The 24,316-nt window shown below is 65.4% G+C and carries 22 protein-coding genes; 10 read left to right on the plus strand and 12 right to left on the minus strand.

Features of this window, described 5'->3' with window-relative positions:
- Window positions 1–35 precede the first annotated feature (35 nt).
- Complete coding sequence (locus tag BLT65_RS04745; RefSeq protein WP_091775350.1) at window positions 36–845, minus strand: citryl-CoA lyase; 810 nt, start codon at window positions 843–845, stop codon at window positions 36–38.
- Between the two features lie 159 nt (window positions 846–1,004).
- On the opposite strand from BLT65_RS04745, the gene BLT65_RS04750 reads away from it, so the two are divergent.
- The 6 genes from BLT65_RS04750 (at window position 1,005) to BLT65_RS04775 (ending at window position 10,491) form a co-directional block, all read left to right on the plus strand.
- Window positions 1,005–1,925 (plus strand): LysR substrate-binding domain-containing protein, encoded by a 921-nt coding sequence (locus BLT65_RS04750; RefSeq protein WP_091775352.1) that lies wholly within the window; start codon window positions 1,005–1,007, stop codon window positions 1,923–1,925.
- A gap of 181 nt (window positions 1,926–2,106) precedes the next feature.
- The gene (locus BLT65_RS04755; protein WP_042304973.1) at window positions 2,107–3,105 is read left to right on the plus strand and encodes a 2-keto-3-deoxygluconate permease; all 999 of its coding nucleotides are present in this window, start codon (window positions 2,107–2,109) and stop codon (window positions 3,103–3,105) included.
- Complete coding sequence (locus tag BLT65_RS04760; protein ID WP_091775355.1) at window positions 3,102–4,361, plus strand: four-carbon acid sugar kinase family protein; 1,260 nt, start codon at window positions 3,102–3,104, stop codon at window positions 4,359–4,361. The genes BLT65_RS04755 and BLT65_RS04760 overlap by 4 nt, the downstream gene beginning before the upstream one ends.
- Window positions 4,362–4,400: 39 nt before the next feature.
- Window positions 4,401–5,399 (plus strand): 4-hydroxythreonine-4-phosphate dehydrogenase PdxA, encoded by a 999-nt coding sequence (gene pdxA / locus BLT65_RS04765; protein WP_091775357.1) that lies wholly within the window; start codon window positions 4,401–4,403, stop codon window positions 5,397–5,399.
- Window positions 5,400–5,508: 109 nt separating this feature from the next.
- Window positions 5,509–6,276 (plus strand): DeoR/GlpR family DNA-binding transcription regulator, encoded by a 768-nt coding sequence (locus BLT65_RS04770; protein ID WP_091775359.1) that lies wholly within the window; start codon window positions 5,509–5,511, stop codon window positions 6,274–6,276.
- Window positions 6,277–6,357: 81 nt separating this feature from the next.
- Entirely contained in the window at window positions 6,358–10,491 is a 4,134-nt protein-coding gene (locus BLT65_RS04775) for an ATP-binding protein (protein ID WP_244186422.1), read from the plus strand.
- A 25-nt stretch (window positions 10,492–10,516) separates the two neighbouring features.
- Here the strand turns inward: BLT65_RS04775 and BLT65_RS04780 are convergent, their stop codons facing one another.
- Window positions 10,517–11,302 carry an aldolase gene (locus tag BLT65_RS04780; RefSeq protein ID WP_091775362.1) on the minus strand — a complete coding sequence of 262 codons (786 nt, stop codon included), beginning with the start codon at window positions 11,300–11,302 and terminating at the stop codon, window positions 10,517–10,519.
- A 19-nt stretch (window positions 11,303–11,321) separates the two neighbouring features.
- Complete coding sequence (locus BLT65_RS04785) at window positions 11,322–12,026, minus strand: haloacid dehalogenase type II (RefSeq protein ID WP_091775365.1); 705 nt, start codon at window positions 12,024–12,026, stop codon at window positions 11,322–11,324.
- A gap of 116 nt (window positions 12,027–12,142) precedes the next feature.
- Here BLT65_RS04785 and BLT65_RS04790 point away from each other — a divergent pair, with 116 nt between their 5' ends.
- Window positions 12,143–12,991: a LysR substrate-binding domain-containing protein gene (locus tag BLT65_RS04790; RefSeq protein WP_091775367.1), complete on the plus strand. Its 849-nt coding sequence runs from the start codon at window positions 12,143–12,145 to the stop codon at window positions 12,989–12,991.
- Here the strand turns inward: BLT65_RS04790 and BLT65_RS04795 are convergent.
- Window positions 12,988–14,328 carry an LLM class flavin-dependent oxidoreductase gene (locus tag BLT65_RS04795; protein WP_091775371.1) on the minus strand — a complete coding sequence of 447 codons (1,341 nt, stop codon included), beginning with the start codon at window positions 14,326–14,328 and terminating at the stop codon, window positions 12,988–12,990. The genes BLT65_RS04790 and BLT65_RS04795 overlap by 4 nt on opposite strands.
- A gap of 255 nt (window positions 14,329–14,583) precedes the next feature.
- Here BLT65_RS04795 and tauA point away from each other — a divergent pair, with 255 nt between their 5' ends.
- The 3 genes from tauA to BLT65_RS04810 are packed head-to-tail and all read left to right on the plus strand — an operon-like array spanning window position 14,584 to window position 17,275.
- Window positions 14,584–15,615 carry a taurine ABC transporter substrate-binding protein gene (gene tauA / locus BLT65_RS04800; protein WP_091775374.1) on the plus strand — a complete coding sequence of 344 codons (1,032 nt, stop codon included), beginning with the start codon at window positions 14,584–14,586 and terminating at the stop codon, window positions 15,613–15,615.
- The gene (locus BLT65_RS04805) at window positions 15,612–16,391 is read left to right on the plus strand and encodes a taurine ABC transporter ATP-binding protein (protein WP_007583840.1); all 780 of its coding nucleotides are present in this window, start codon (window positions 15,612–15,614) and stop codon (window positions 16,389–16,391) included. Before tauA ends, BLT65_RS04805 begins: the two co-directional genes overlap by 4 nt.
- Window positions 16,391–17,275 carry an ABC transporter permease subunit gene (locus tag BLT65_RS04810; protein ID WP_091775377.1) on the plus strand — a complete coding sequence of 295 codons (885 nt, stop codon included), beginning with the start codon at window positions 16,391–16,393 and terminating at the stop codon, window positions 17,273–17,275. The genes BLT65_RS04805 and BLT65_RS04810 overlap by 1 nt, the downstream gene beginning before the upstream one ends.
- A gap of 15 nt (window positions 17,276–17,290) precedes the next feature.
- Here the strand turns inward: BLT65_RS04810 and speB are convergent, their stop codons facing one another.
- The 8 genes from speB to BLT65_RS04850 form a co-directional block, all read right to left on the minus strand.
- The gene (gene speB, locus BLT65_RS04815; RefSeq protein WP_091775380.1) at window positions 17,291–18,241 is read right to left on the minus strand and encodes an agmatinase; all 951 of its coding nucleotides are present in this window, start codon (window positions 18,239–18,241) and stop codon (window positions 17,291–17,293) included.
- Window positions 18,242–18,284: 43 nt separating this feature from the next.
- Window positions 18,285–18,845: a cupin domain-containing protein gene (locus BLT65_RS04820; RefSeq protein WP_333783742.1), complete on the minus strand. Its 561-nt coding sequence runs from the start codon at window positions 18,843–18,845 to the stop codon at window positions 18,285–18,287.
- Window positions 18,846–19,034: 189 nt separating this feature from the next.
- Window positions 19,035–19,751, minus strand: a complete 717-nt coding sequence (locus BLT65_RS04825) for a DUF1989 domain-containing protein (protein WP_091775386.1) — start codon at window positions 19,749–19,751, stop codon at window positions 19,035–19,037.
- 12 nt (window positions 19,752–19,763) lie between these two features.
- Window positions 19,764–21,029, minus strand: a complete 1,266-nt coding sequence (locus BLT65_RS04830) for a M20 family metallo-hydrolase (protein ID WP_091775390.1) — start codon at window positions 21,027–21,029, stop codon at window positions 19,764–19,766.
- Window positions 21,026–21,868, minus strand: a complete 843-nt coding sequence (locus tag BLT65_RS04835) for an amino acid ABC transporter ATP-binding protein (RefSeq protein WP_091775392.1) — start codon at window positions 21,866–21,868, stop codon at window positions 21,026–21,028. Before BLT65_RS04835 ends, BLT65_RS04830 begins: the two co-directional genes overlap by 4 nt.
- Window positions 21,865–22,530 (minus strand): amino acid ABC transporter permease, encoded by a 666-nt coding sequence (locus tag BLT65_RS04840; protein ID WP_091775395.1) that lies wholly within the window; start codon window positions 22,528–22,530, stop codon window positions 21,865–21,867. Before BLT65_RS04840 ends, BLT65_RS04835 begins: the two co-directional genes overlap by 4 nt.
- 15 nt (window positions 22,531–22,545) lie before the next feature.
- Window positions 22,546–23,208 carry an amino acid ABC transporter permease gene (locus BLT65_RS04845; RefSeq protein WP_091775398.1) on the minus strand — a complete coding sequence of 221 codons (663 nt, stop codon included), beginning with the start codon at window positions 23,206–23,208 and terminating at the stop codon, window positions 22,546–22,548.
- An 18-nt stretch (window positions 23,209–23,226) separates the two neighbouring features.
- Window positions 23,227–24,084 (minus strand): transporter substrate-binding domain-containing protein, encoded by an 858-nt coding sequence (locus tag BLT65_RS04850; protein ID WP_091775401.1) that lies wholly within the window; start codon window positions 24,082–24,084, stop codon window positions 23,227–23,229.
- Between the last annotated feature and the right edge of the window lie 232 nt (window positions 24,085–24,316).

Here is a 24,316-nt window from a genome sequence, read left to right on the forward strand (position 1 = left end):
CAGAGATTCGCCGCGAAGCGGCTCAGAAGAAACGCTCAGATGCCGGGCTCAAAGCCTTCGGGCGCTTCGCCGTCGTACACCACTTCGCGCGTGGCCTGATACGACAACGCAAAGCCGATCGAGTGGGCCAACTCTTCCGTCAGATGCCCGATCAGTCCAGCGGTACGCGCGAGAATCGGCACGCCCTTGAGCGCGGCAAGCGGAAAACCGACGCCCAGCAACACAGCAGGAATCGCCGCCGACACGTTCAGCATCAGCGCCTTGCCGAACACATCCGGCAACACGGATTCGATCGCTTCCGCGATGCGCACGTAGGTCATATCCGCGCCGCTGCGTTCGGCGACGGCGAACAGCGCGTCGACGCGCGGGTCGCGCTCTTTATGCAGCGGATGGCCGTAGCCCGGCACGGCGCGTTTGTCCGCGCGATAACGCGTGATCACCGTGAACGCCGCCTCGGACAGATCGCCGCCCGTTTGCGCCGCGCACTGCCGCACTTCGTCGAGCAGCTTTCCACAGGACTCGGACGCGCCGAGTATCACCGAGCCGCAACCGAGAATCCCGGCGGCCACGGCGCCTTGCAGCGCATCGGGCGCGGCGGCGAGCGTCATGCGGCTTGCCTGCACGCTCGGCACGAGTCCATGCTCGGCGATCGCGACGAGCGTCGCGTCGAGCACGGCGCTGGCGGCCGGGCTGGGCGTTTGTCCCGTGACGAGCAGGAAGAAGTAGTCGGTGAACGAGATCTTGCCGATCAGTTCGTTCGCGAGGTCGCGTCCTCGCACGACGATGGTGTGCGTATTCGAGGTCGAGATCGACGTGCGCGGGATAGTCTCTTTGCCGATTTTCATGGGTGCTTCGCGGGTCCGTTGAGCATCGCGTCGAGGTCTCCTCTCGCTGCGATCGTTGATGGCGAGGCCAGTGTAAGGCAGGCAATCTATCGATAAAAATGGTATTTTTCGCTGATTATCTATCGATGCCATCGATTCAAAAGCGCCCCACGAGAACCCATGGAACTACGACATCTGCGCTACTTCGCGGCCCTTGCCGAGCAATTGAGCTTCACCGTCGCCGCGCAAAAGGTCCACGTCACGCAATCGACGCTGTCGCATCAGATCCGCCAGCTCGAAGAAGAACTCGGCTGCCGGCTGTTCGAGCGCGAAGGCCGGCGCGTGACGATGACGGAAGCGGGCGAGCTGTTTCTGGAGCGCGTGCGCAATGCGCTGCGCGAAGTCGACGAAGGCGTGTCGACCGTGCGCTTTGCCGCTGAGGAAATGACGGGCGTCGTGCGCATCGGCGCGACGCACACGTTCAACCTGCACATCATTCCGCGCTGCGTGTCACTGTTCCTGGACCGGCATCCGTCCGTGCGCGTCGACGTGCTCGAAATGACGGGCGACGGCATCGCGCAGGCGCTGCTGCGCGGCGACCTCGATATCGGCGTGACGTACAAGCCTAACGACGCGTTGCCGCTGCGTTTCGAGCCGCTCTACACCGAGGAGATGATGCTCGCCGTCGGGCTGCGGCATCCGTTCGCGAAGCGGCGCTTCGTGCGCGTGTCGGAGCTTCATCTGCAGCGCATGGTGCTGTTGCCGCGCAGCTTTTCCACGCGCGTGCTGCTTGACGAATCGTTCCGGATGGCGAATGCGGCGCCCGTCGTCGTCGCGGAAATGAACGCCATTGCGCCGATGATCGAACTGGTCAGAGAGACCGACATCGCGACGATCGTGTCGACCCACGCGCTGCGGCGCGAGGACGTGAAACTGATTCCGCTCGAAAGTCCGACGCCCGTGCGTTCGCCCGGTTTGCTGTGGCGCCGGGACGAGGCGCGCACGCCTGCAGCGCGTTCGTTTGCGTCGATCGTGCGCAGCGTGAGCGACAGCGAGAGCCGCGACACGCGACGGAATACGGTGCGCGCCGCGCGCCGGTAACGGCCACGGGCGCGGCATTGAGCGCGCCGTCCGCGAAATGATCGTTTTGCGCAAAAATGTGATCGGTTTGCGCAATTCAATCAAACGGTCTACACTCCGAACTGATCGATTCGATCGAGTGATGACTGTTTCAATCAAAATCGCGGACAGACGCGGCGCCCAATAAAGCCAGGAGACTCGCATGGTTCAGATTCCCATCAAACGCTCGATCGAGCGCATCCCCGGCGGCATGATGATCGTGCCGCTGCTCATCGGCTCGCTGGTGGCGACGTTTCTGCCCGGCATGCCCAAGTTCTTCGGCTCGTTCACGAATGCGCTGTTCACGGGCGCGCTGCCTATCCTTGCCGTGTTCTACGTCTGCATGGGCGCGAGCATCGACGTGAAGGCGACGCCGTATCTGATGAAAAAGGGCGGCGCGCTGCTCGTGACGAAGGTTGGCGCGGCGGTGATCGTCGGTGTGATTCTCGGCCATGTGCTTGGCGAGCATCCGGTTTCGTCGGGCCTGTTCGCGGGCATCTCGACGCTCGCCGTGGTCGCCGCGATGAACGACACCAACGGCGGCCTCTACATGGCGCTGATGGGCCAGTATGGCCGCTCGGAAGACGTCGGCGCGTACACGTTGATGTCGCTCGAATCGGGTCCGTTCCTGACCATGGTGACGCTCGGCGTCGCGGGTCTGTCGGCGTTTCCGTGGCAGACGCTGGTCGGCAGCATCCTGCCGCTCGCGCTCGGCATGCTGCTCGGCAATCTGGACCGCGAAATGCGCGACTTTCTCGCGAAGGCCGTGCCCGTGATGATTCCGTTCTTCGCGCTGGCGCTCGGCGCGGGCCTCGATCTGCACAAGGTCTGGCAAGCCGGGCTGCTCGGCATCGGTCTCGGCATCGCGGTGGTGATCGTGACGGGCATTCCGCTGTACTTCGCCGATCGCCTGACGGGCGGCACGGGCGTGGCGGGTGTGGCAGCAGCCAATACGGCGGGCAACGCAGCGGCTGTGCCGGCGCTCGTCGCGGCAGCGAACCCGGTGTACAACGAAGCGGCGCAGAGCGCGACGCTGCTGGTGGCCGCATGCGTCGTGGTCACGGCGATCCTGTCGCCGATCCTGACCGCGCAGGTGGCGAAGCGCTATCAGCAGCGCCAGGAAGGCGCGCGCACGAAGAATCGCGAAGGGCTGGCACGATGAAGATTCTGATTCTCGCGGACGACCTGTCGGGCGCTGCGGACTGCGCGATCGGTTTCGCGAGCGCGGGCCATCGCACGGTCGTCACGCTGGAGGCGACGCGTACACTCGCGCATGACGGCGCGGACACGATCGCCGTCGATACCGACACGCGCCGTCTCACGCCTCACGACGCATCAGTGCGCACGTCATCGGCCTATGCCGAGATGAGCGCGCGCGACCAGCGGCTCTACAAGAAAATCGATTCGACGCTGCGCGGCAACTGGGCGGCGGAAGTGGCGGGCCTGCAGGCGCTCGCGGGCATGGCGATCGTCGCGCCCGCTTTCCCGGCGACGGGGCGCACGGTGCGCGACGGGCAGGTGTTCGTACACGGCGAGCCGCTCGAACAGACGGCGACATGGAAGCTGGAGCATGCGGGTGTTCCCGCCGGCATCGCAGCGCAACTCGAAGCAGCCGGTTTGGCAACGGACCGGCTCGACGCCGAAGCACTCGCCGACGAACCCGAAACGCTGGCCGTGTGCATCGGCGCGATGGCGGCGAACGGCGTGCAGGCGCTGATCGTCGATACGCAAAGCGAGAAGGCCTTGCGCGCGCTCGCCCGCGCCACGCTGCAAAGCGACGCGCCGTTCTTCTGGGTCGGCTCGGGCGGGCTCGCGCGCGAGATCGCGGCGCTCAATCCGCGCGGCGACGCTGAAGAACGCAAGTCCAGCGGCGACAGATTTCCCGGCGGCCCGATCCTGATTCTGGTCGGCAGCCTGTCGGCCGTCAGCGAGCGTCAATGCGCGATGCTGCGCGAGCGCGGCGGCGTCGAAGAACTGATCGTGCCGCCCGTCGTGCTGCGCGAAGGCAAGAGCCATCGCGACTGGCGCGCGTGGCAGGACCAGGTCGGCGTGTCGCTGAAGGCGGGTGTCGATCTGCTGCTGCGCATCGGTCGCGACGACGCGTTCGATCCCGCCGAAGGCGCGCAACTGTCGGCGGCGCTTGCGGCGCTGGTCGAGCCGCACTTCACGAAAACCGGCGGCCTGATCGCGACGGGCGGCGAGACCGCGCGCGCGATGCTGGCGGCCGCGCGCATCGGCAATCTGCAATTGCTGGCCGAAGTCGAAGCGGGCGTCGCGGTGGCGAGGCCACTCGACGCCACCCGCACACATTGCCCCGGCGTCGTGACGAAGGCGGGCGCATTCGGCACCGATCACGCGCTGTATGCCGCATGGCTGACCCTGCGCAATGAAACCGAGCGCGACGTCGCTTCCCACTGACGTCCGCGAATGAAAAGCAAGTACCCACGAGATCACATCATGAGCAACTACCTTCCCGTAATCGGCATCACGATGGGCGATGCAGCAGGCGTCGGCGCAGAAGTCGTCGTCAAGAGCCTCGCGCATGCGTCGGTCTACGCGCAATGCCGTCCGCTCGTGATTGGCGACGCGAAGCGCCTCGAACGCGCGAACCAGATCGTCGGCGGGACGATGAAGATTCGCCGCATCGAGGACGCATCCGATGCGCGCTATGAGCAGGGCACGATCGACTGCATCGACCTCGGCCTGATTCCCGACGACCTGCCGTTCGGCCAGTTGTCGGCACTGGCGGGCGACGCCGCGTATCAGTACATCAAGCGCGCCGTCGAACTCGCGCAGGCGGGCAAGATCGACGCGATCTGCACGGCGCCGCTCAACAAGGAAGCGTTGCATGCGGGTGGCCACAAGTACCCGGGCCACACGGAAATGCTCGCGCATCTGACGGGCGTCGACGAAGTGTCGATGATGCTGGTCGCGCCGCAACTGCGCGTGATTCACGTGACGACGCACATCGGCATCATCGACGCGATCCGCAAGATCGAGCCGGGCCTCGTGCAGCGGACCATCGAACGCGGCAACGCGACGCTCGTGAAGGCGGGCATCGAACATCCGCGCATCGGCGTGTGCGGCATCAATCCGCATGCGGGCGAAAACGGCCTGTTCGGCTATGGCGAAGAAGAAGAGAAGATCATCCCCGCCGTGAAGCTGCTGCAGGAACGCGGCCTCGACGTCACGGGCCCGCTACCCGCCGACACGCTGTTCTTCCGCGCCGGCCGCGGCGACTTCGATCTGGTGGTCGCGATGTATCACGACCAGGGCCATGGCCCGGTGAAGGTGCTCGGTCTCGAAGCAGGCGTGAACGTGACGGTGGGGCTCGAAGTGATCCGCACGTCGGTCGATCACGGCACCGCGTTCGATATCGCGGGCAAGGGTGTGGTCGACGAAGGCAGCCTGCTCGAAGCGCTGCGCCAGGGCGCGGAACTGGCGACGCGCCGCTGAACGCCGACGGCGGCGAGCCGGCGCAGCAGCAACGCCGCACGTGCCCGCCGTCGAATGGGCGCAAAGGGGCTGGTGTAAGATCGAGCCCCATTCCCGGACTCCCGCAGACGTGAAAAAAACGACCGACCGTCATCAGGCGATTCTCGAACTCGTGCGCACGCGCGACGCCAACGTCGAGGCGTTGTGCGCCGCGCTGGGCGTGTCGGAAGCGACGATCCGCCGTGACCTGACGGCGCTCGCGAAGCAGAAGCGCCTGGTGCGCACTTACGGCGGCGCGACCGCTCGGGTCGGCGTACACGAGCCGGAAGCGTCGCTCGAAGAACGCAAGTCGGCGCAGCGCGAGCAAAAAGAACTCATCGCGCAGGCGGCCGCCTTGCACGTACACGACGGGGACACGGTGCTGCTCGACGGCGGCACGACCTGCGCGCAACTCGCGTGGCATCTGTCGACGCGCGAAGACCTGCATGTCGTCACCAACAATCTGCTCGCGGTCACGGCGCTCGCCAATGCGCCCGGCGTGCGCCTCACGCTGATCGGCGGCGAACTGCGCGGCTCCAGCATGAGCACGCTCGGGCCGCTCGCGGAACTCATCCTCAGCCGTTTGACCGTCGACCGTGCGTTTCTCGGCGCGGACGGCGTGGTCGCGGGGTTCGGGCTGTGCGAAGCATCGGCGCAGCAGGCGTATCTGAAGGAGTGCATCGTGTCGCGCGCCGCCGAAATCATCGTGCTCGCCGATTCCGACAAGCTCGGCCGCGCGCGCCAGCAGCACTGGACGCCGCTGCAGCGCGACTGGCGGCTCATCACCTCGGCGCTGGCCGACGAAGCGCTGCTCGCGCCGTTTCGCGCGCTCGATGAAGTGATCGTCGAACTGGCCTGAGCGACTTTGCTCCACGAACCGTTTCGATCAGCAACCTTGCGCGTTCGATCCAGGTCCCGAACAGGCTGGCGGGGCACTATCATGAAACTCAGCAACGTGACGCCAGCGCCGTCTGCGCCGGTCTTCGTTTCCCTGACAGCCATGAACAACATCCGCAATCGCTGCCTCAGGCTGTGCCGGTTTTTATGCGTGATGCTTGCGTTGGCATCGGTCGACGCCACCGCGCAGGCGCAATCTCACCCGCACAAGCCTGCAAGCCTCACGGTGGGCGTCCCCGAAGGCGGCTGGCCGCCGCTTCTGATCGTCAACAACGGCCAGCTGTCCGGCGCCGCGTTCGATATCCTCAAATCCGTTCTCGACCCGTCCGCGCAACTGCGGGTCCGGGTGTTCCCCGACTACGCGTCGTTGAGCGCTGCAGCCTGCGCCGGCTCCGTCGACGTCGTGCTCGCCGTGCAAAAGCCGATCGAGGCGAGGCGCTGCCTGATACTGTCCGAGCCGTACTACGATGCCGATTTCGTCGTGGTCGGGCGCGCGTCGGATGCCGCGCGCGACGGCGAGCCGCCACGCCTCGCGGGCAAGCGCATTGCCGCAGAGGCAGGCTCGTACATCGAGCAGGTGTCGCACGAGCGTTACCCCGATTCCGTCTTCGTGCGTACACACAGTCCGCAGGAGGGTTTGCGCGATGTGCTGCAAAAGAAGGCGGACGTCTACATCACGTTGCTGCCCGTCGCGGACTACCTTTTGTCGCAGCCGGAGTTCGCCGGGCTGGCGGAACTGAATCGCTATCGCGAAACGGAAAGCGGCGTGCGCTTTGGCTTTCCGCGCACGCAACAGGCGTTGCGCGATGGTGTCGACGAACGGCTGAACGCGCTGCCCGAGTATGCCCGGCAGCGCATCCTGAGCAACTGGATGACTACCGGACCGATTCAACCGGAGTCGTCCGCGCCGTTTCATCTGAGCGACGAGGAGCGCGCATGGCTGCGCTCGCTGCCGCCGCTGCGCGTGGGCGTGGACAGCGGGCTGCCGCCGTACAGTTATGTCGACGACAGCGGGCAGACGCATGGCATGGCGCAGGACTATCTGCGGTATCTGGCGAACCGGCTGGGGATCGGTTTCGTACGCCAGCCCGAGCCGGGCTTCGCCGCCACCGTGGATGCCCTGCAAGCGGGAACGCTCGATCTGGTCGCCGTCGCCATTCTTCATGACCCCGCGTTGCGCGGTACGCCCGTGTCGCGCCCGTACGCGACGTTTCCGGTTGTTGCCGTCGGCCGTAACGATGCGCCTGCGCTTGGCCAGTTACGCGATCTGAACGGCAAGCGCGTTGCCGTCACCGACGGCGGCGGTCTGCGCTGGCTGGTGACGGGCGCAGCGCCGCAGGCGCGCATCGTCGTCGTGCCGGATGTCGGGACGGGCATGAACGCGGTCGCCGAAGGCAAGGCCGATGTCTACGTGGACGATCTGGCCACGGTTCACTACATGCTGCAGCGCATGCATGGCGACACTCTGCGCATCATCGGCTCCGCGGGCCGTTCGCTGCAGACGGGCTTTGCCGTCTCGCCGAAGCTGGCGGCCCGGCTCATGCCGATCATCGACCGCGCGCTCGCGGCGTTGCCGGACTCCGAGCGGCTCTCGATCCAGAACCGCTACTTCGGCGCGAACTACGAACTGGGTCCGTCGTGGAAAGACATCGCGCTGAGGTTCGCGCCCGTGGCGCTCGCGCTGCTGGCCGTGATTGCGGTGCTGTGGCGCTCGCGCCGCGCGTTGCACAAGGAGGCGCGTGAACGCCGGGAAGCAGAGCTGAGGCTGATCGACGTGACCAGCCAGTTGCCGGCGACTGCGTTCCAGTATCGACAGGCTAGAAACGGCGACTCGCGGATCATCTGGCTAAGCGGCAATACCGTCGACATGTTCGGCAAGACCAGCGCCGAGCTGCAAGCCATTCCCGGATCGGTGCTCGCAGCCGTTCATCCCGAGGACCGCGCCGCGCTTCTGACCGAGGCGTACAAGGCCGAGCAGACGCTGGCGCCCGTGAGCCGCGAACTTCGCGTGCAGCGCCGCGGCGCCTACCGGTGGACGCGGCTGCACGCCGTGCCGCATCGGGTCGAGCACGACGATCTCGTGTGGACTGGCTACTGGAGCGACGCCGAAGAGCAGCATCAGCATGCCGTCGCGCTCGCCGAGGCGCGCGATGCGGCGCAGCAGGCGTCGCGCGCGAAGAGCGAGTTTCTCGCGGCGATGAGCCATGAAATACGCACGCCGATGAGCGCCGTGATAGGACTGATCGAACTGCTCGCTCACAGTAACCTGCGCCCCGACCAGGCGGTCAAGGTGAAGCTGATCTCGCAGGCAGCCGAGTCGCTGCTGCAGATCCTCAACGACATTCTGGACTACTCGAAGATCGAAGCCGGCAAGATCGCGCTGGAGCGGGCGCCTGTCGATATCCGCGATCTGTGCACGAGCACGTTCTCGCTGTTCTTCTGGCGCGCACAGGAGAAGCGGCTGAAGCTGGCGCTGTGCATCGACGCGGCGATTGCGCCCGTGGTGTGGAGCGACGGCGTGCGGCTACGGCAGATTCTCTTCAACCTGCTCAGCAACGCGATCAAGTTCACTACGGAAGGCAGCATCCGGCTCGACGTCGAACTCGCGGGCCAGGACGACGAAGGTGACGGCACGCAAACCATTGTCTGGCGCGTGAGCGACACGGGAATCGGCATCAGCCCGGATCAACGGGCACGCCTCTTTCAGCCGTTCGTGCAGGCCGAAGCCTCGACGACGCGCCGCTATGGCGGTACAGGTCTCGGCTTGACGATCTCGCGGCGGCTGGTGGCCATGCTGGGCGGCACCATCGGCATGGAAGGCGAAGTGGGGCGTGGCACCCAGGTCGAGTTCCGCCTGCCGCTGGAAGTGAACCAGCGCGAGTTTCAAAGCTATCCGCTGGCTGGCGTCACCGTCGGTCTTTGCGTTCGCGATGCGTCTGTGCTGTGCAGCCTGACGCAAGCGTTGCGCACTTTCGGCGGTACTGTGGCGATTCTCGATCCAAATGCAGCGCTTTCCCCGGATGGCTTGCCAGCGGAGTGCCGGCTGATCATCGACGACCTGCTGACAGCGGAAAGTCCGTCAGCGGACCAGCCTCTCACGCAAGCCCAGCAGAAGCCCCTAGTTCAAATACAGGTGGGCGGCGTCCCCGTCGTTCCCACGACTGCGACCATCAAGACGGGCGGATATGTCCGCATGGGGGACATCTGCTATCTGTGCGTCTATCCCGTGACGCTCGAGGGCGTGGCTGCCGTCTGCAATGCCGTCTTGCACGGGGACGCCGAACTCGGACTGGAATCTGCGGCATCGGCGCTCACGCCGGCTGCGCCGCGCAGCCGCGCCGATGCGCTGCGCGATCACGCGCTGATCCTGATCGCCGAAGACAACGGGATCAATCGGCATCTGCTGCGGCAGCAACTGGAACTGCTCGGCTGCACGTGCGACACCGTCGAAGACGGCGTGCAGGCGCTGAAGGCGATGGAGTCGGCGGACTATGCGCTGCTGATCACAGACTGTCACATGCCCGAGATGGACGGCTACACGCTGGCAACCCGCGTGCGCGAACGGACGGATGACAGGCCGCGCATCTCCATCGTCGGACTGACGGCGAGCGTGGGGCGGGAAGAACGCGAAGAGTGTCTGGCCGCCGGCATGGACGAGTGCCTGTACAAGCCGGCCAAGCTCAGCGATCTGCTTGCGTGCCTCACCCGCTTCGCGCCGCAGTGCCTGCAGGGGCACGGCACGCCCGCGAGCGACGCACGGCCCGCGCCGCAGGTGGACGCGCCGCGTGCCACGCCTCACGTGGCTGGACCCGCCGCCGTACCTGCCACAGCGACGGAACCCGGCGAACTGCCCGATCTCGACTGGGACGCGATCAATCAGAATTTCGGCAGCACGGGGCGCGACGAGAAGCTGATCGACATCATCGTCCAGACCATGACGACCGATGCCGACGAACTCGAAGGCATGCTCGGCGAGGCCGATCCGGCTGTCCTGCGGCAGTGGATTCATCGCGTCGACGGCGCGGCTTCCGTGCTCAGGTACGAACCGCTGAAGCATGCGCTGCAGACGTTCCGTGCGAGCGTGCTGACAGGCGACCGGGCGCTCTATATTGCCTCGGGCGAGCAGATGCTGCACAAGCTGCGGCAGATCACCGATCACGTCGCGCGTCAGGTATAGCGGCGATCGCGATGTATCGCGTGCTTCATGTCTCGAAGCGGTTGCCCGCGTCGCGCAGACGCCTGATGCCGCTGTCGACGTGCGCTCGCGCGCTTTCCTTGTCGCCCAGCCGCATCTGCTCATACGCGCGCTGCGCGATGTCGTGCGGCACGGGCTTGAGCGGGCGGTTGCTCTGCATCGCCTTGAGTTGCACTTCGGCGGCGCGCTCAAGGTAGTACAGATCGTCCCAGGCCTCGGCGATGCTCGCGCCAGCCACCATCACGCCGTGGTTCTTCAGGAACAGGATGTCCGCGTCGCCCATTGCAGCCGCGATGCGGTCGCCTTCGGATGTATCGAGCGCGAGGCCGTTGTAGTGCTCGTCGACGGCGGTGCGGCCGTAGAACTTCAGCGCGGTTTGCCCGAGCCACAACAGCGGCGGTCCTTCGATGAGGCACAGCGCGGTCGCGTTCGGCATGTGCGTGTGAAACGCGGCCTTCACGCGCGGCATGGCCCGATGCAACTGCGCATGAATGTAGAACGCCGTCGCTTCCGGGCTGCCGTCACCCTCGATCACGTTGCCGTCGAAATCGCAGATCAACAGGCGCGATGCCGTGACTTCCGAAAACGCGTAGCCATACGGATTGACGAAGAACAGATCGTCATGTCCCGGCACGACGGCGGAGAAATGATTGCACACGCCTTCTTCAAGGCCATGCTGTGCGGCAAGCTGAAAACACGCGGCCAGTTCGATGCGGGCCGTGTGTACCGCGTCGGAATCGAGCGCGGCGCGACGCGAGACAGCGGAGGTGTTGACGTTGAGCGTATGAGCCATGACAGGTCCTTTGCACGTTTCACCAGCCGACCGACGCGAACAGCGGCGGCACCTTGTCGAGCGTCGCGAGGGTGGCGTCGGGCGTGTAGTCGGGCAGGCGCTGGCGGCCCGTGCCGCGGTCGATCCACACGCAGCGAAAGCCGATATCGCGCGCCGCTGCGTGATCCAGATGCGGGCTTGCGCAGATATGCACCACGTCGTCGAGCGATACGCCTAGCTGTTCGTGAGCATAGTCGAAAAGCCGCCGGTTGGGTTTGTACGCGCCGGCCTGCTGCGCGGTGATCACGCGGTCGATATAGCCGCCAAGCTGCGCGACGTTGCCGGCGATCACGTCGTCATCGGTATTCGACACGATGCACAGCCGGTAGCCCGCTTCCTTCAGCGTGCGCAACGTATCGACCACTTCGGGGAAGGGCGGCATCGCGGAGATGCGGCTGGTCAGCAGGCGGATGTCGTTGTCGTCGGCGTGCAGGTCGAATTCTTCGAGCGCGATGCGTAGCGCTTCGCCCGCGACTTCGCGGAACGAGCGGTGCGGCGGCGTCTGTTCCAGCGCGTGCTCGTGCCTGTCATAGACGGCGATGAATTCGCGCGGATCGATGGCGGCGGCGTGCTTGCCGGCGAGGATCGCCGTGACGGCCTCCAGCAGCCCTTCGTCCCATTGAATCAGCGTGCCGTAGCAATCGAAGGTCAGCCACGACGGGCGCGGTGTGTTTTCAAGTGACATGAGAGGCTCCTTTCCGGTGACGTCGATATGGAACACAGACTATGCCTCGCGCCGCATATTGGGAAATTAAATTAAAATGGCATGCTTAGTGGAATCGTAAATATGAGGCGCCCGTCATGCTCGATCTCGAACTTCTGAAGACGCTGGTGTGCGTCGTCGACGAAGGCAGCTTCACACGGGCCGGCGACCGCGTACACCGCACCCAGTCGACGGTCAGCCAGCAGGTGCGGCGCCTCGAAGAACTGGTTGGCCGTACGCTGTTGATGCGCGACCGCACGGGCAATCAGGTGACGGCGACGGAGCACGGCGAACTGCTCACGCAATATGCGCGCCGCCTGATCGCGCTGTCGCAGGAAGCACAGGACGCGCTCGCGAGCGACGTATGGCGTACGCCGATCCGCATCGGCGTGCCGGAAGACTTCGACGCGAAGCGCATGGCTTCGATCCTGTCGGGCTTCGTCAAGGCGCGGCCCGAAGCGCGGCTCGAAACGGTCGCGGGCATGAGTTCCGATCTGCACCGCAAGCTGTCGGGTGGCGAGATCGAGATCGCGCTCGTCAAACGGGAGCCGGGCAGCGGGCCGTGTCTCGCGTCGTGGCCCGAATCTCTGGTGTGGGTACGCGGGCGCATGATCGAAGTGCCGCCCGAAGATGGCGAGCCGATTCCGCTCGCGCTGTTTCCGCAAGGCTGCGTGTACCGCAAGCGCGCGATCCGCAGCCTCGATCATACGCAGCGAAGCTGGCGCGTCGCGTTCGGCAGCCATAGCCTGACGGGCATTCAGGCCGCCGTCGCTTCCGGCCTTGGCATCACCGTGTTGCCGACCACGGCCGTGCTGCCCGAGCATAGCGTGTGCTTCGACCTGCCGCGTTTGCCGCCCACCGAACTCGCGCTCATCGGCTCGGGCGGCGCGATGAACGCGGTGCAATCGGCGCTGGTGGATTTCCTGCGCGAAGCGGTGTCGGTCTAGTCGCCGCTGCGCCGCGCGAAGAAACGGTTCTCCGGGCGCGGCAAGCCGAGATGGTCGCGCAGCGTCGTGCCTTCGTACGCGCGGCGGAAAATGCCGCGCCGTTGCAGTTCGGGCACGACTTTATCGGCGAAATCGTCGAGACCGCCTGGCAGATACGGGAACATCACGTTGAATCCGTCGGAGCCGCGCTCGACTAGCCATTGCTCCATCTGATCGGCGATCGTCGCGGGCGTTCCGACCATTTCCAGCCCCGAATAACCGCCGATCCGCTGTGCAAGCTGGCGGATCGTCAACTGGTCGCGACGCGCCCAATCGACGACACGTTGCCGCGAACTCTTGCTGGCATTGCTCTCGGGAATCTCGGGCAGCAGCGAGTCCGGGTCGAGTTGCGAAACGTCATGGCCGAGCGCGATCGAAAGCGATGCGATACCGCTGTCGTAATGCACGAAGGTATCGAGCAACGCGCGCTTTTCTCGTGCTTCGTCGACGCTATCGCCGACCACCACAAACGCGCCCGGCAGTATCTTCAGATGCTCCGGGTCGCGGCCCGCGCGCTCGACGCGGCTTTTCACATCGGCGTAGAAGCGCTGCCCTTCGGCGAGCGAGGGCGGCGCGGTGAACACGGCGTCGGCTGTTTCGGCGGCGATCTGGCGTCCCGCTTCCGACGATCCCGCCTGCACGACGACGGGCCAGCCCTGAACCGGCCGCGCGATGTTCAGCGGCCCGCGCACCGACAGATGCTCGCCTTTGTGGCCGAGTACATGCATCCGTTCCGTGTCGACGAAGACGCCGCTTTCGACGTCGCGGACAAACGCGTCGTCGGCCCAGCTATCCCACAGGCCCGTGACGACGTCGTAGAACTCGCGTGCGCGGTGATAGCGCTCGCCGTGCTCGACATGGGCTTCGAGACCGAAGTTCAGCGCCGCATCGGGATTGGATGTCGTCACGAGATTCCAGCCGGCGCGGCCACCGCTCAGATGATCGAGCGAAGCGAAGCGGCGCGCGACGTGATACGGCTCGTCGAACGTCGTCGACGAGGTGGCAATCAGCCCGATGCGCTCCGTCACCGACGACAGCGCGGCGAGCAGCGTCAACGGCTCGAACGATGTCACGGTGTGGCTGCGCCTGAGCGCGGCGGGCGGCATGTTGAGCACGGCCAGATGATCGGCCATGAAGAACGCGTCGAAGCAGGCGCGTTCGAGCGTCTGCACGAAGCGCTTCAGATGCGAGATGTTGAAGTTGGCGTCGGGAAAAGCGCCGGGAAAGCGCCACGCGCCCGTATGCAGGCTGACGGGACGCATGAAAGCGCCGAGATGCAACTGACGGGATCGGGTCATGATGGAAGCCCTTGCCGAAAAGGTAAGCGGATTGCAAAGCGTGCGCGAAATACGATACGACAAGCGCGCAAATCCGGCTGGCCGACTGCACAAACCGGTCTGTGCAGCGATATCAGCGGTATTCGCTGTTTCCGCATGAAAAGCAAAGCTGCAACGGCGTAATTTGCTACGCACGAAACATTCGAACGACGGCGGCGAGAAGTGCCTATAGTCGGAAGCCTCATGCAGTTTCCATAACCAGCACGCAACCTTCCGATGAACCACACTCTCTCCCTCCTGCGCCGCGCGTTGCACGCCGCCGCGTTCGTCGTGGCGGCGGCCGCGATTGTCTCGCCCGCTCACGCCGAAACCCGCGAAGTCGTAATCGGCTATCAGGACATGGTCGTGCCGTGGCGCTACGCCCAAGTCACGGGCGCCGTCGAAAAAGCGACCGGCTACAAGGTCACGTACCGCAAGCTCGGCAGCGGCGCGGACGTGATCCGCGCGCTCGCGTCGGGCTCCATCCAGCTCGGCGAAGCGGGCTCCAGCCCGATCGCGGCGGGGCTGTCGCAAGGCGTGGACCTGTCGCTGTTCTGGATTCTCGACAACATCAACGACGCCGAAGCGCTCGTCGCGCGCGACGGCTCGGGCGTGACCAAGCTCACCGACCTGAAGGGCAAGACGATCGGCCTGCCGTTCGTGTCGACGTCGCATTTCCATGCGCTCGTCGCGTTGCAGCAGGCGGGTGTCGATCCGTCGACGGTGAAGATCCTGAACCTGCGTCCGCCCGAGGTCGCGGCTGCATGGCAGCGCGGCAACATCGACGCGACGTACATCTGGGACCCGGTGCTCGCGAAGGTCAAGCAGAACGGCAAGGTGCTGATCACATCGGGTGAAGTCGCGAAGGAATCGGGCAAGGCGACCTTCGACGGCTTCGTCGCCGCGCGCCAGTTCGAGCGCGACAACGCCGCGTTCATGACGGGCCTCGTCAAGGTGCTGGCCGAAACGGATGCGCAGTATCGCGATCACAAGGCGGCATGGACGCCCGCTTCGAAGGAAGTGCAGGCCGTCGCGCAAGAGTCGGGCGCAACGCCCGCCGACGTGCCCGCGAGCCTCGCGCTGTACGCGTTCCCGACGCCGGCGGAGCAGGCGTCGCCGACGTGGCTCGGCGGCGGCAAGCAGTCGGGCGCGGCGGCATCGCTGGCGGCGACGGCGGCGTTCCTTAAAACGCAGGGCACGATCCAGAACGTGCTGCCCGACTACTCGGGCGCCGTGAATCCTCGCTTCGCGCAACAGGCCGCGCGATGAGCGCGCTGGAAATCCGCGGCGTCGGCGTGACCTATGACGGCGCGGATGAGCCCGCGCTCGCGGGTGTCGATCTGCGCATCGACAGCGGTGAATTCGTCGTCGCATTGGGCGCGTCGGGTTGCGGCAAGACGACGTTGCTCAATTGCATTGCGGGTTTCGTCGATCCCACGGAAGGCGAGGTGCGCCTGAATGATGCGCCGATCGAAGGGCCGGGCGCGGAGCGCGGCGTCGTCTTTCAGAAGCATGCGTTGATGCCGTGGCTCAACGTGCTCGACAACGTCGCGCTCGGACTTCGCTTTCGCGGCGTGGCGCGCGACGAGCGGCACGAAATCGCGCGGCGCACGCTGGCGCTCGTCGGACTGGAGCGGCATGCGAACGCGAAGGTGTACGCGCTGTCGGGCGGCATGCAGCAGCGCGTGGGCATCGCCCGCGCGTTGGCGAGCGACCCACAAGTGTTGTTGATGGACGAGCCGATGGGCGCGCTCGATGCGCTTACGCGCGAAACGGTTCAGGAACTCGTGCTCGACGTGTGGTCGCGCACGCAAAAGACGGTGTTCTTCATCACGCACAGCGTCGAAGAGGCGCTATTTCTCGCGACCCGTCTCGTGTTGATGACGCCCGGCCCGGGACGCGTCGCGGAAGTGCATGAACTGCCGTTTGCGCGCGAATACCTGGCGTCGCGCGATGCGCGCGCGGTGAAGTCGTCGGCGGCGTTTATCGAGTGGCGCGAGCGTTTGACGCGCCGCTTGCATGAGACGGTGCGGGAGGCCGCCTGATGAACTCGATCGATTCTTCGCGCCCGAGCGTAGCGGGACGCCTGCGTGCCGCGCGTCGCGGCAACGCCGACGCGACACCTACACGCAAGCGCAAGACCAATCGCGGCATACCCGGCGAAGGCCCGACCGCCGCGCTCAGCACGCTGTGCGTCGCGGCCTTGCTGCTGTTGTGGTGGGCCTCGTCGCATTTCGGCTGGGTGCCGCCGCTGTTTCTGCCATCGCCGGACGCCGTCTGGCGCGCATTCGCCGATGCATGGAACGGCCGCATTCAGGGCGGCCTGCCGTTGTCGGAACACTTGATGTGGAGCGCGATCCGCGTGTTCGGCGCGTTTGCGCTCGCGTGCGTGACGGCCGTGCCGATCGGCGTGTTGATGGGCGTGAGCCGCGTCGTGCGCGGTCTGCTCGATCCGCCTATCGAGTTCTACCGGCCGCTGCCGCCGCTTGCGTATCTGCCGCTGGTGGTGATCTGGTTCGGTATCGATGAAACGGCGAAGCTCATCGTCATTTGGCTCGCCTGCTTCGCGCCCATTGCGATGGCCGCGCGCGCGGGCGTGCGTAGCGCGACCGTCGAGCAGATCAACGCCGCCTGGTCGCTCGGCGCGAACTTCAGGCAAGTCGTGCTGCACGTCGTGCTGCCCGCTGCGTTGCCGGAGATTCTCACCGGGCTGCGCATTGCGATCGGCTTCGGCTGGACCACGCTCGTCGCCGCCGAGATGGTCGCAGCGACGGCAGGCCTCGGACAGATGGTGCTCAATGCGTCGAGCTTTCTGCGTACCGATGTCGTCGTGATGGGCATCGTGCTGATCGGCGCGATTGCGTGGCTGTTCGATCTCGGCATGCGCGCGCTGGAGCGCAAGCTCGTGCCGTGGAAGGGCAAGCAGTAGCGCGCTGGCGGCGCGCTACCGGTTTCCATCGCTCGCGCGCTTCGCGAGCAGGCACAGGATTTCGTACATCAGCGTCGCGGCGACGAGCGCGGTGTTGCCGCTCGGATCGTAAGGCGGCGACACTTCGACTACGTCGCCGCCCACCCAGTTGAGCCCGTCGAGACCGCGCAACAACGCCTGCGTCTCGCGGGTCGTGAGACCGCCCACTTCCGGCGTGCCCGTGCCCGGCGTAAACACAGGGTCGAGCCCGTCGACATCGAGCGAAAGGTAGACGGGCGCATCGCCGACAATGCGTCGCGCTTCGGCTGCGACAGCAGCCGGCCCAAGTTCGTCGAACTCTTCGATAAACACCACGCGCATACCGTGATCGAGCGAATAGCGCCAGCCTTCGTCCGAATTCTGCGCACCGCGAATGCCGATCTGAATGGTTCGCTTCGGGTCGAGCAGACCGGCTTCTACCGCGCGCCGAAATGGTGCGCCATGCGTAAACTTCGAGCCTTTGAACGTATCCCAGGTGTCCGTGTGCGCGTCGATATGCACCAGCGCGATCGGCTCGCGCGGCGCCAGCGCCTGGAAGATGGGGTAGGTGATCGAGTGATCGCCGCCCGCCGTCAGCGCGAGTTTGCCGGCGCGGAACACAGGTTCGAAGAAACGACGGATGTCCTCGTGCGCGTGTTCGAGGTGATAGAGGTCGGTGAACGGCACATCACCGATATCGGCGACGCGACAGGCGTCGAACGGATTGAAGCGCGTCACGTGATGGATGCCGCGCATCATCGTCGACATGTTGCGGATTTCACGCGGGCCGAAGCGCGCACCCGGGCGCGCTGTGACGCCGCCGTCGAAGGGCACACCCGCAAGGGCGATGTCGAAGGTGCTCAGGTCCGTGCTGAACGGCACGCGCATGAAGGTCGGGATGCCCGCGAAGCGCGGCTGCTGCATCTGGGTCAGATCGGTTCCCGTCACATTGAACTCCTGTGTCACTTTCGTTTGGCGCCAACTGCCCGCTTTAGAACGTCGGCGGTGTATTGATCCACAGCACGCGGGTGATGCAGTCGCCGGGATTGCGGTAACTGTGCGGCTCGGTGCTCGGGAAGTAGAAGGAATCGCCCGCCTGCAGCCGGTAGCATTCGCTGCCGAGCGTGAGTTCGAGTTCGCCTTCGAGCACGTAGCCCAGTTCTTCACCCGCATGGCTGATCTGCTCGTCGCTGCGCGCAAGCGGTTCGAGCACGTGAATGTCGCCTTGCAGCAGTTGCCCGGGGCCCGCCACGACGAGCCGTTCCAGCATGATCGAGCCGCCCGCGCGGCCATGTCGTCCCGAGGTTTGCTGCACGCCCGGAAAGCGCACGGAAGGCCGTTCGCTTGCGCGCTGCACGGGCGTGACGTTCGCAACGGGACCGGACACCAGTGCAGCGATGTTCGTGTCCAGCGCGAGCGCGATCCGGTGCAAGGTTGCAAGCGAGGGCGTCGCATGGCCGCCCTCGACTTTCGACAACAGACTCTCCGAGCAGCCCGCCTGCTCCGCCAGCGCCTTCAGCGTGAGCTGTTGCACCATGCGTGCGTGCCGCAGCCGAGTGCCAAGCCCTTCGGCTGCCGCGCCTTGTGCAGAATGAGGGGCGGCTGTGCGGGGCGCTTTCGCGGCGCGCCGCGGCGCAAGTGAGGACGGCCTGCGGGAAGCGCCGTTGCCGGACGTGGGGGTTTTTCTGGTGGCCACCGTATGCGTTCTGTCGATCAGCGTAAAGGACCGGTCTGGCGAGTATCAGGCGAGAACCGTGAACTCGACTTCGACCGGGTTGAGGGCGTTGATGGGAATGATATCCTGCGGACACGCCGACATCACGACGATGCAATCCATCGCCGCCTTGATGTCCACATGGTCGCCCGCTTTCGACACGGGCGGCAGCCAGTCGACCGTGTAATCCGGCTTGACGGGGATGTTCATCCACAGGTTGAGCGGCTGCGGCACTTCCCGCGTACGCAGGCCGATCGCCTTCAGCGCCAGCCGCAGATTGTCCGCGCAGTTGTCGTGATAGCTCTCCACTCCCAGATTCTTGTAGCGGTACAGATCGCAGGCGGCCATCAGCGTGTCGTGTATGCCCGGCGACGTATCGGCGACCAGTTCGGCGATCGGGCGGCGATGATTCGTCACGAGCGGGTCGCCCGGCTGCGGAATGATCTTGTCGATATACGCGCGCGTGTGTTCGAATGAAAGGAACTCGTTCAGGTGCGTGGCATTGAAGATCCACGTATCGCAAACCTGCGTGCCATGCGGGTTTGCGATGCGGATGGTTTGCCCCGCCTTGACGCGCACGGCGCGGCCGCAGCGAGCGGGCACTGTGTAGGTCTTGCCGGGCTCGGGCGTGCCGTCGGCGGAAATCGGTTCGTGCAAGGTGGCGTTCTGGCCGAGTTCCATGCCGTTGTCGTCGCCCGGATGGGTATGTGTGTGCGTATGCGTGTGGGTGGCGGTCGTGCTCATCTGGGTTCCTTGTCAGTCGTTGCAAAGAGTGGTGAGGGTGTGCGCGAGCGCGCGTGCGCCCAGCACGAGGTGACGGGCGTCGGTGGCTTCAGCGGGGTTGTGGCTGATGCCGTTGCGGCTCGGCACGAACAGCATGGCCGTTGGGCAGTGCTGCGCGAGATACATCGCGTCGTGAAAGGCGCCCGACGTGAGGCGCAGCGCAGGCGCGTCGAGCGCGTGGCAGGTGGCGTCGAGCCGCGCGAGCACCGACGCATCGAAACGCACCGGCGCGTGAGTGAAAAGCGGCGCGATGCGCGCGCCATGGCGCTCGGCGCAAGCCGATACCTGCTCGTCGAACGCATCGAGCACATGGGCGTCGGGATGACGGAAATCGACGGAGAAGGTCACGTCGGATGGAATCGTGTTGATCGAATTCGGCGTGACGCTCCAGCGGCCGAACGTGATGCGCGTGTACTCGCCGCCCAGTGACGTGGCGATTTCTTCGATCGACGCGCGCAGCGTGACGGCGAGCGTCATCGCGTCGCGGCGCATCGGCATCGGCGTGGTGCCGGCGTGCGCAGCCACGCCTTCGCAGTGGAATTCGTACCAGCGCACGCCCTGAATGCCCGTGACGATGCCGAGCGGCACGTCTGCATTCTCCAGTTGCGGACCTTGCTCGATATGCAACTCGACGAACGCATGCGCAGGCGGTGCGTCGTCACGTAACGGCAGTTCGGGCAACGCGCGCCGATAGCTCTCCAGCGCGGCGCGCAACGTGACGCTGTCGGCGTCGGCGGCGTCCAGGTAGGCGGGCATGCGCGCGGGCTCGACAAATGCGCTCGATCCCATTGCGCCGGGTGCGAAGCGTGTGCCTTCTTCGTTGGTCCAGATCGCGACTTCGAGCGGCCGACGCGTGCGGATGCCCGCATCGTTGAGCGCGGCGATGCATTCGAGCCCGGCAAGCACGCCATAGCAGCCGTCGAGCTTGCCGCCCGAGGGTTGCGTGTCGATATGGCTACCCGTGATAACGGAAGGCACATCGTCGATGCCGGGCCGGCGGATGAACAGGTTCGCGCATGCGTCGGTGGAGACGGTGCAGCCCAACGCGTGCGCATGCGCGACCAGATGGCGCCGCGCATCCAGATCCGTTGCACTGAGGGCGGGGCGGTTCACGCCGCCATCGGACCGCGCCCCGAATGCCGCGAGTGCCTCGATCGACGCGAGCAGGCGTGTCTCGTCAATACGATTTGCGGCGCGCAGTGCATCGTCATCTTGGCCAGGTTGACCGGCGCGCATCATGACGACACTCCCGATGTCTGCTCCACGCTGTCCGTTCTTCCTGCCGGTGCGCTAAAGCTCAGACTACGATCGAACCACGGCTTGAGAAACTGTTGAAGACGCGGGGTGCGCGAGTTGCCGAACAGCTGTGCGGGCGGCCCCGACTCGACGATCTGGCCAGCTTCCATGAACACGACCTTGTCGGAAATTTTCGCGGCAAAGCTCATTTCGTGGGTGACCATGACCATCGTCATGCCGTCCTGTGCGAGCGAACGGATCACGTTCAGCACTTCTTCGACGAGTTCGGGATCGAGCGCCGAAGTCGGTTCGTCGAGCAGCATCACTTCCGGCTCGATGGCGAGCGCGCGCGCAATGCCGACGCGCTGCTGTTGTCCTCCGCTCAGCCTCGCGGGATAGACGTCCGCCTTGTGCTGCAGGCCGACCCGCGCGAGCGCCGCGTGCGCCTTGGCGCGCGCGTCCGCGCGGCGCATCTTCTTGGACAGCACGAGCGGCGCGGCAACGTTGTCGAGTACGCTCATGTGCGGCCACAGATTGAACTGCTGGAACACCATCGACACCGGGCGCCGTACCTCTGCGACGCTTGTCTCGCTGTCGCGATCGCGCAGCGTGCGGCCAGCGGAGCGATAGCCGAGCAGTTGGCCCTTGATCCAGACTTCGCCTTCGTCATAGGGCTCGAGGAAGTTCATGCAGCGCAGCGCCGTCGTCTTGCCCGAGCCGGACGGCCCGATCAGCGTGACGATCTCGCCGCGCATCACGTCGAGGTCGATGCCCTTGAGCACGCGGGTTGCGCCGTACGACTTGCCGACGGCGCGCAGCTTGAGTATGGGTTGAGCGCTCATGTGGCTTTATTTGCGGTGTTCTGCAGGAAAGGGATCGTCGCCGTCGCGCGCTGCGCGAGCAGCGACACGGCCTGCGTGAGCAACCAGTAGCTCACGATCAGCAGCGCATACGGACCGATGTACGTGTAAGTGGAGGCGACGATGTCGCTGGCCGTCATCGTCAGTTCGGGGACCGTGATGATGGAAGCCACGGCGCTCTCCTTGATCACGAGAATGATCTGGTTCGCGAGCAGCGGCACCGCGAACGCGAGCGCCTGCGGCAGCTCGATCGCGCGGAACGCGGCCCAGCGGCTCACGCCGAACGCCTGCGCGGCCTCGATCTGACCGCGCGGCACGCTGGCCCATGCAGCGCGAAAGATCTCGGCGAAATACGCGCTCGCATAGATCGCGAGCGACACGACAGTCGCTTGCACGGCCGTCATCGTGATACCGAAAACGGGCAGCCCAAAGTAGACGATCATCAGTTGCGACAGATACGGCATGCCGCGAATCAGCCAGACGAACAGGCCGTAGGGCGCGGCAAGCACGCGGACATAACGCAGGCGTAACGCGTTGAGCGCGAAACCGCCGGCCATGCCGAGCACAGCCGCGATCAGGCTGACTTCGAGCGTGACGAGCATCGCGTCAGCGAAGCGTGGAACGAGAGCGAGCAGGTTATCCATGCGAGTGATCCCCGGTCATGCGCGCGACGCCACGCGGCGCTCGTAGCAATGCGCGGCGAAGGACAGCAGCGTCGTGATGGCCAGATAGAAGAGCGCGGCGCACGTGTACACCTCCAGCGGCCGGTACGTCGATGACGACAGCTGCTGGCCGACGCGCATCAGGTCCGTGACGGATATCACCGACACCACAGCCGACGCCTTGACGATATCGATCATCTCCGACACGAGCGCGGGCAGCGTCACCCGCACCACCTGAGGCACTTCGATGTGCCACAGCACCTGACGGCGAGTGAGATTGAACGTGACGGCTGCTTCGATTTGCCCGCGGGCGATCGAGCGAAAGCCCGCGCCGAGAATCTGCGACTGATACGCGGCCGTGTTCATCGACAGTCCGATGGCCGCCGCGACGATGCCGGGCACCGCGAGCCCGAGCGCCGACGGCAGGTAATACATCACGAGCAGTTGCGCGAGCACGGGCGTGCCGCGAAACACGCTGACATAGACCCGCGCGCCGCCCGCGAGCAGCCGGCTATCGCTTGCCGACATCGTGTAGATGAAGATGCCGGCAAAGAAGCCGCAGAACACGGCAGCCGCCGACAGCCACAGTGTCGTCAATGCGCCGTCCAGCAGTTGCGGCAGATAGCCGGTGCAGCGTGCGAGCAGATCGGGAGCGTTCATCTATCGAATCGCGGCAAGTCAGATCGAGGGCGCGGGGACAGCGTCGACGGGCACGTCCATCGTCGAGCCGAACCACTTCTCCTGCAGCTTCTTCATCGTGCCGTCGCGGTTCGCGCGCGCGATGCCGTCGCTAAAGAGCTCGACGAGCGCGGCGCTGTCGCTGTCCTTGCGCGCGACCCACGCGAAGTAGCTCTTCGGCCCGATCGTCTGCGGCAGCAGCGTGAACACGCCGGGGCGCGATTTCATCAACGGCCCCAGATTCGCGACCGATTGCGCGACGGCGTCGAGCCGTCCCACGGCGAGGTCGGCATAGGCTTCATCGAATGCGACGTACTGCTTGATCTGCTTGATGCCGGGGCCGCCTGCGTCTTTCAGCTTCTTGTCGAGCGCCTGCAATGCCTGCAACTGAGCCGAGCCCGTCTGCGAGCCGACGATCTTGCCGTTCAGGTCGTCGGGAGACTTGATGCTCGTGTCGCCGTTGCGCAGCAGCACGCCTGTCGTCGCGTCGGCGATGGGCAGGGTGAACGCGAAGTGGCTCACGCGATCCTTGTTGACGGTAACGGCAGTCACGACGATGTCGAAGCGCTTGGCGTCGAGTCCCGGCAACAGCCCCTGAAACGGCAGGTCCAACTGCTTGACCTTCACATCGGGTATCGACTTCAGCACGTAGGCCATCAGGTCGGCGTCATAGCCGACGATCTTGCCGTTGTCGACGTACTCGAACGGCGCGTAACGGGCCTCCGTCGCGATGGTGATTTCCTTGTTCGCCTTGATGCGCGCCAGCAGATCGTCGGACTGCGACCAGCCCGGCGTGGCGGTGACGAGTGCGAGCGCACCGAGCAACGAGAAGACCAGACTGCGAAGAGGCTTGTTCATGACGCTTCCTTGTGAAAGGCCCGTGGCCGAGTATGAAAGTGAAAAGAATTAAATTCAAGTTACTTGAATGAAGTTCAATAAGCATGAGGCGTGCCATGCGGCGCGGCCCTGTCGGGCAGGGAAGGAGGTCAGCGTGATGCACCGGAGCAGGGAGTTTTCGGGCGGCCGAAGTCGCGCGCGGCGCACGATGCACCGTGCTGGGGAGTTGCGCCGCGTGCCGATGTCGCAATTG

This window comes from Paraburkholderia steynii, from assembly GCF_900100565.1.
GTDB classification, from domain to species: Bacteria; Pseudomonadota; Gammaproteobacteria; order Burkholderiales; family Burkholderiaceae; genus Paraburkholderia; species Paraburkholderia terrae.

Excerpts from the sequence above, each read along its gene's own strand:
- BLT65_RS04745 (WP_091775350.1), bottom strand. The coding sequence starts at position 845 with ATGAAAATCGGCAAAGAGACTATCCCGCGCACGTCGATCTCGACCTCG.
- BLT65_RS04750 (WP_091775352.1), top strand. The coding sequence starts at position 1,005 with ATGGAACTACGACATCTGCGCTACTTCGCGGCCCTTGCCGAGCAATTG.
- BLT65_RS04755 (WP_042304973.1), top strand. The coding sequence starts at position 2,107 with ATGGTTCAGATTCCCATCAAACGCTCGATCGAGCGCATCCCCGGCGGC.
- BLT65_RS04760 (WP_091775355.1), top strand. The coding sequence starts at position 3,102 with ATGAAGATTCTGATTCTCGCGGACGACCTGTCGGGCGCTGCGGACTGC.
- pdxA (WP_091775357.1), top strand. The coding sequence starts at position 4,401 with ATGAGCAACTACCTTCCCGTAATCGGCATCACGATGGGCGATGCAGCA.
- BLT65_RS04775 (WP_244186422.1), top strand. The coding sequence starts at position 6,358 with ATGAAACTCAGCAACGTGACGCCAGCGCCGTCTGCGCCGGTCTTCGTT.
- BLT65_RS04780 (WP_091775362.1), bottom strand. The coding sequence starts at position 11,302 with ATGGCTCATACGCTCAACGTCAACACCTCCGCTGTCTCGCGTCGCGCC.
- BLT65_RS04785 (WP_091775365.1), bottom strand. The coding sequence starts at position 12,026 with ATGTCACTTGAAAACACACCGCGCCCGTCGTGGCTGACCTTCGATTGC.
- BLT65_RS04790 (WP_091775367.1), top strand. The coding sequence starts at position 12,143 with ATGCTCGATCTCGAACTTCTGAAGACGCTGGTGTGCGTCGTCGACGAA.
- BLT65_RS04795 (WP_091775371.1), bottom strand. The coding sequence starts at position 14,328 with ATGACCCGATCCCGTCAGTTGCATCTCGGCGCTTTCATGCGTCCCGTC.
- tauA (WP_091775374.1), top strand. The coding sequence starts at position 14,584 with ATGAACCACACTCTCTCCCTCCTGCGCCGCGCGTTGCACGCCGCCGCG.
- BLT65_RS04805 (WP_007583840.1), top strand. The coding sequence starts at position 15,612 with ATGAGCGCGCTGGAAATCCGCGGCGTCGGCGTGACCTATGACGGCGCG.
- BLT65_RS04810 (WP_091775377.1), top strand. The coding sequence starts at position 16,391 with ATGAACTCGATCGATTCTTCGCGCCCGAGCGTAGCGGGACGCCTGCGT.
- BLT65_RS04825 (WP_091775386.1), bottom strand. The coding sequence starts at position 19,751 with ATGAGCACGACCGCCACCCACACGCATACGCACACACATACCCATCCG.
- BLT65_RS04830 (WP_091775390.1), bottom strand. The coding sequence starts at position 21,029 with ATGATGCGCGCCGGTCAACCTGGCCAAGATGACGATGCACTGCGCGCC.
- BLT65_RS04835 (WP_091775392.1), bottom strand. The coding sequence starts at position 21,868 with ATGAGCGCTCAACCCATACTCAAGCTGCGCGCCGTCGGCAAGTCGTAC.
- BLT65_RS04840 (WP_091775395.1), bottom strand. The coding sequence starts at position 22,530 with ATGGATAACCTGCTCGCTCTCGTTCCACGCTTCGCTGACGCGATGCTC.
- BLT65_RS04845 (WP_091775398.1), bottom strand. The coding sequence starts at position 23,208 with ATGAACGCTCCCGATCTGCTCGCACGCTGCACCGGCTATCTGCCGCAA.
- BLT65_RS04850 (WP_091775401.1), bottom strand. The coding sequence starts at position 24,084 with ATGAACAAGCCTCTTCGCAGTCTGGTCTTCTCGTTGCTCGGTGCGCTC.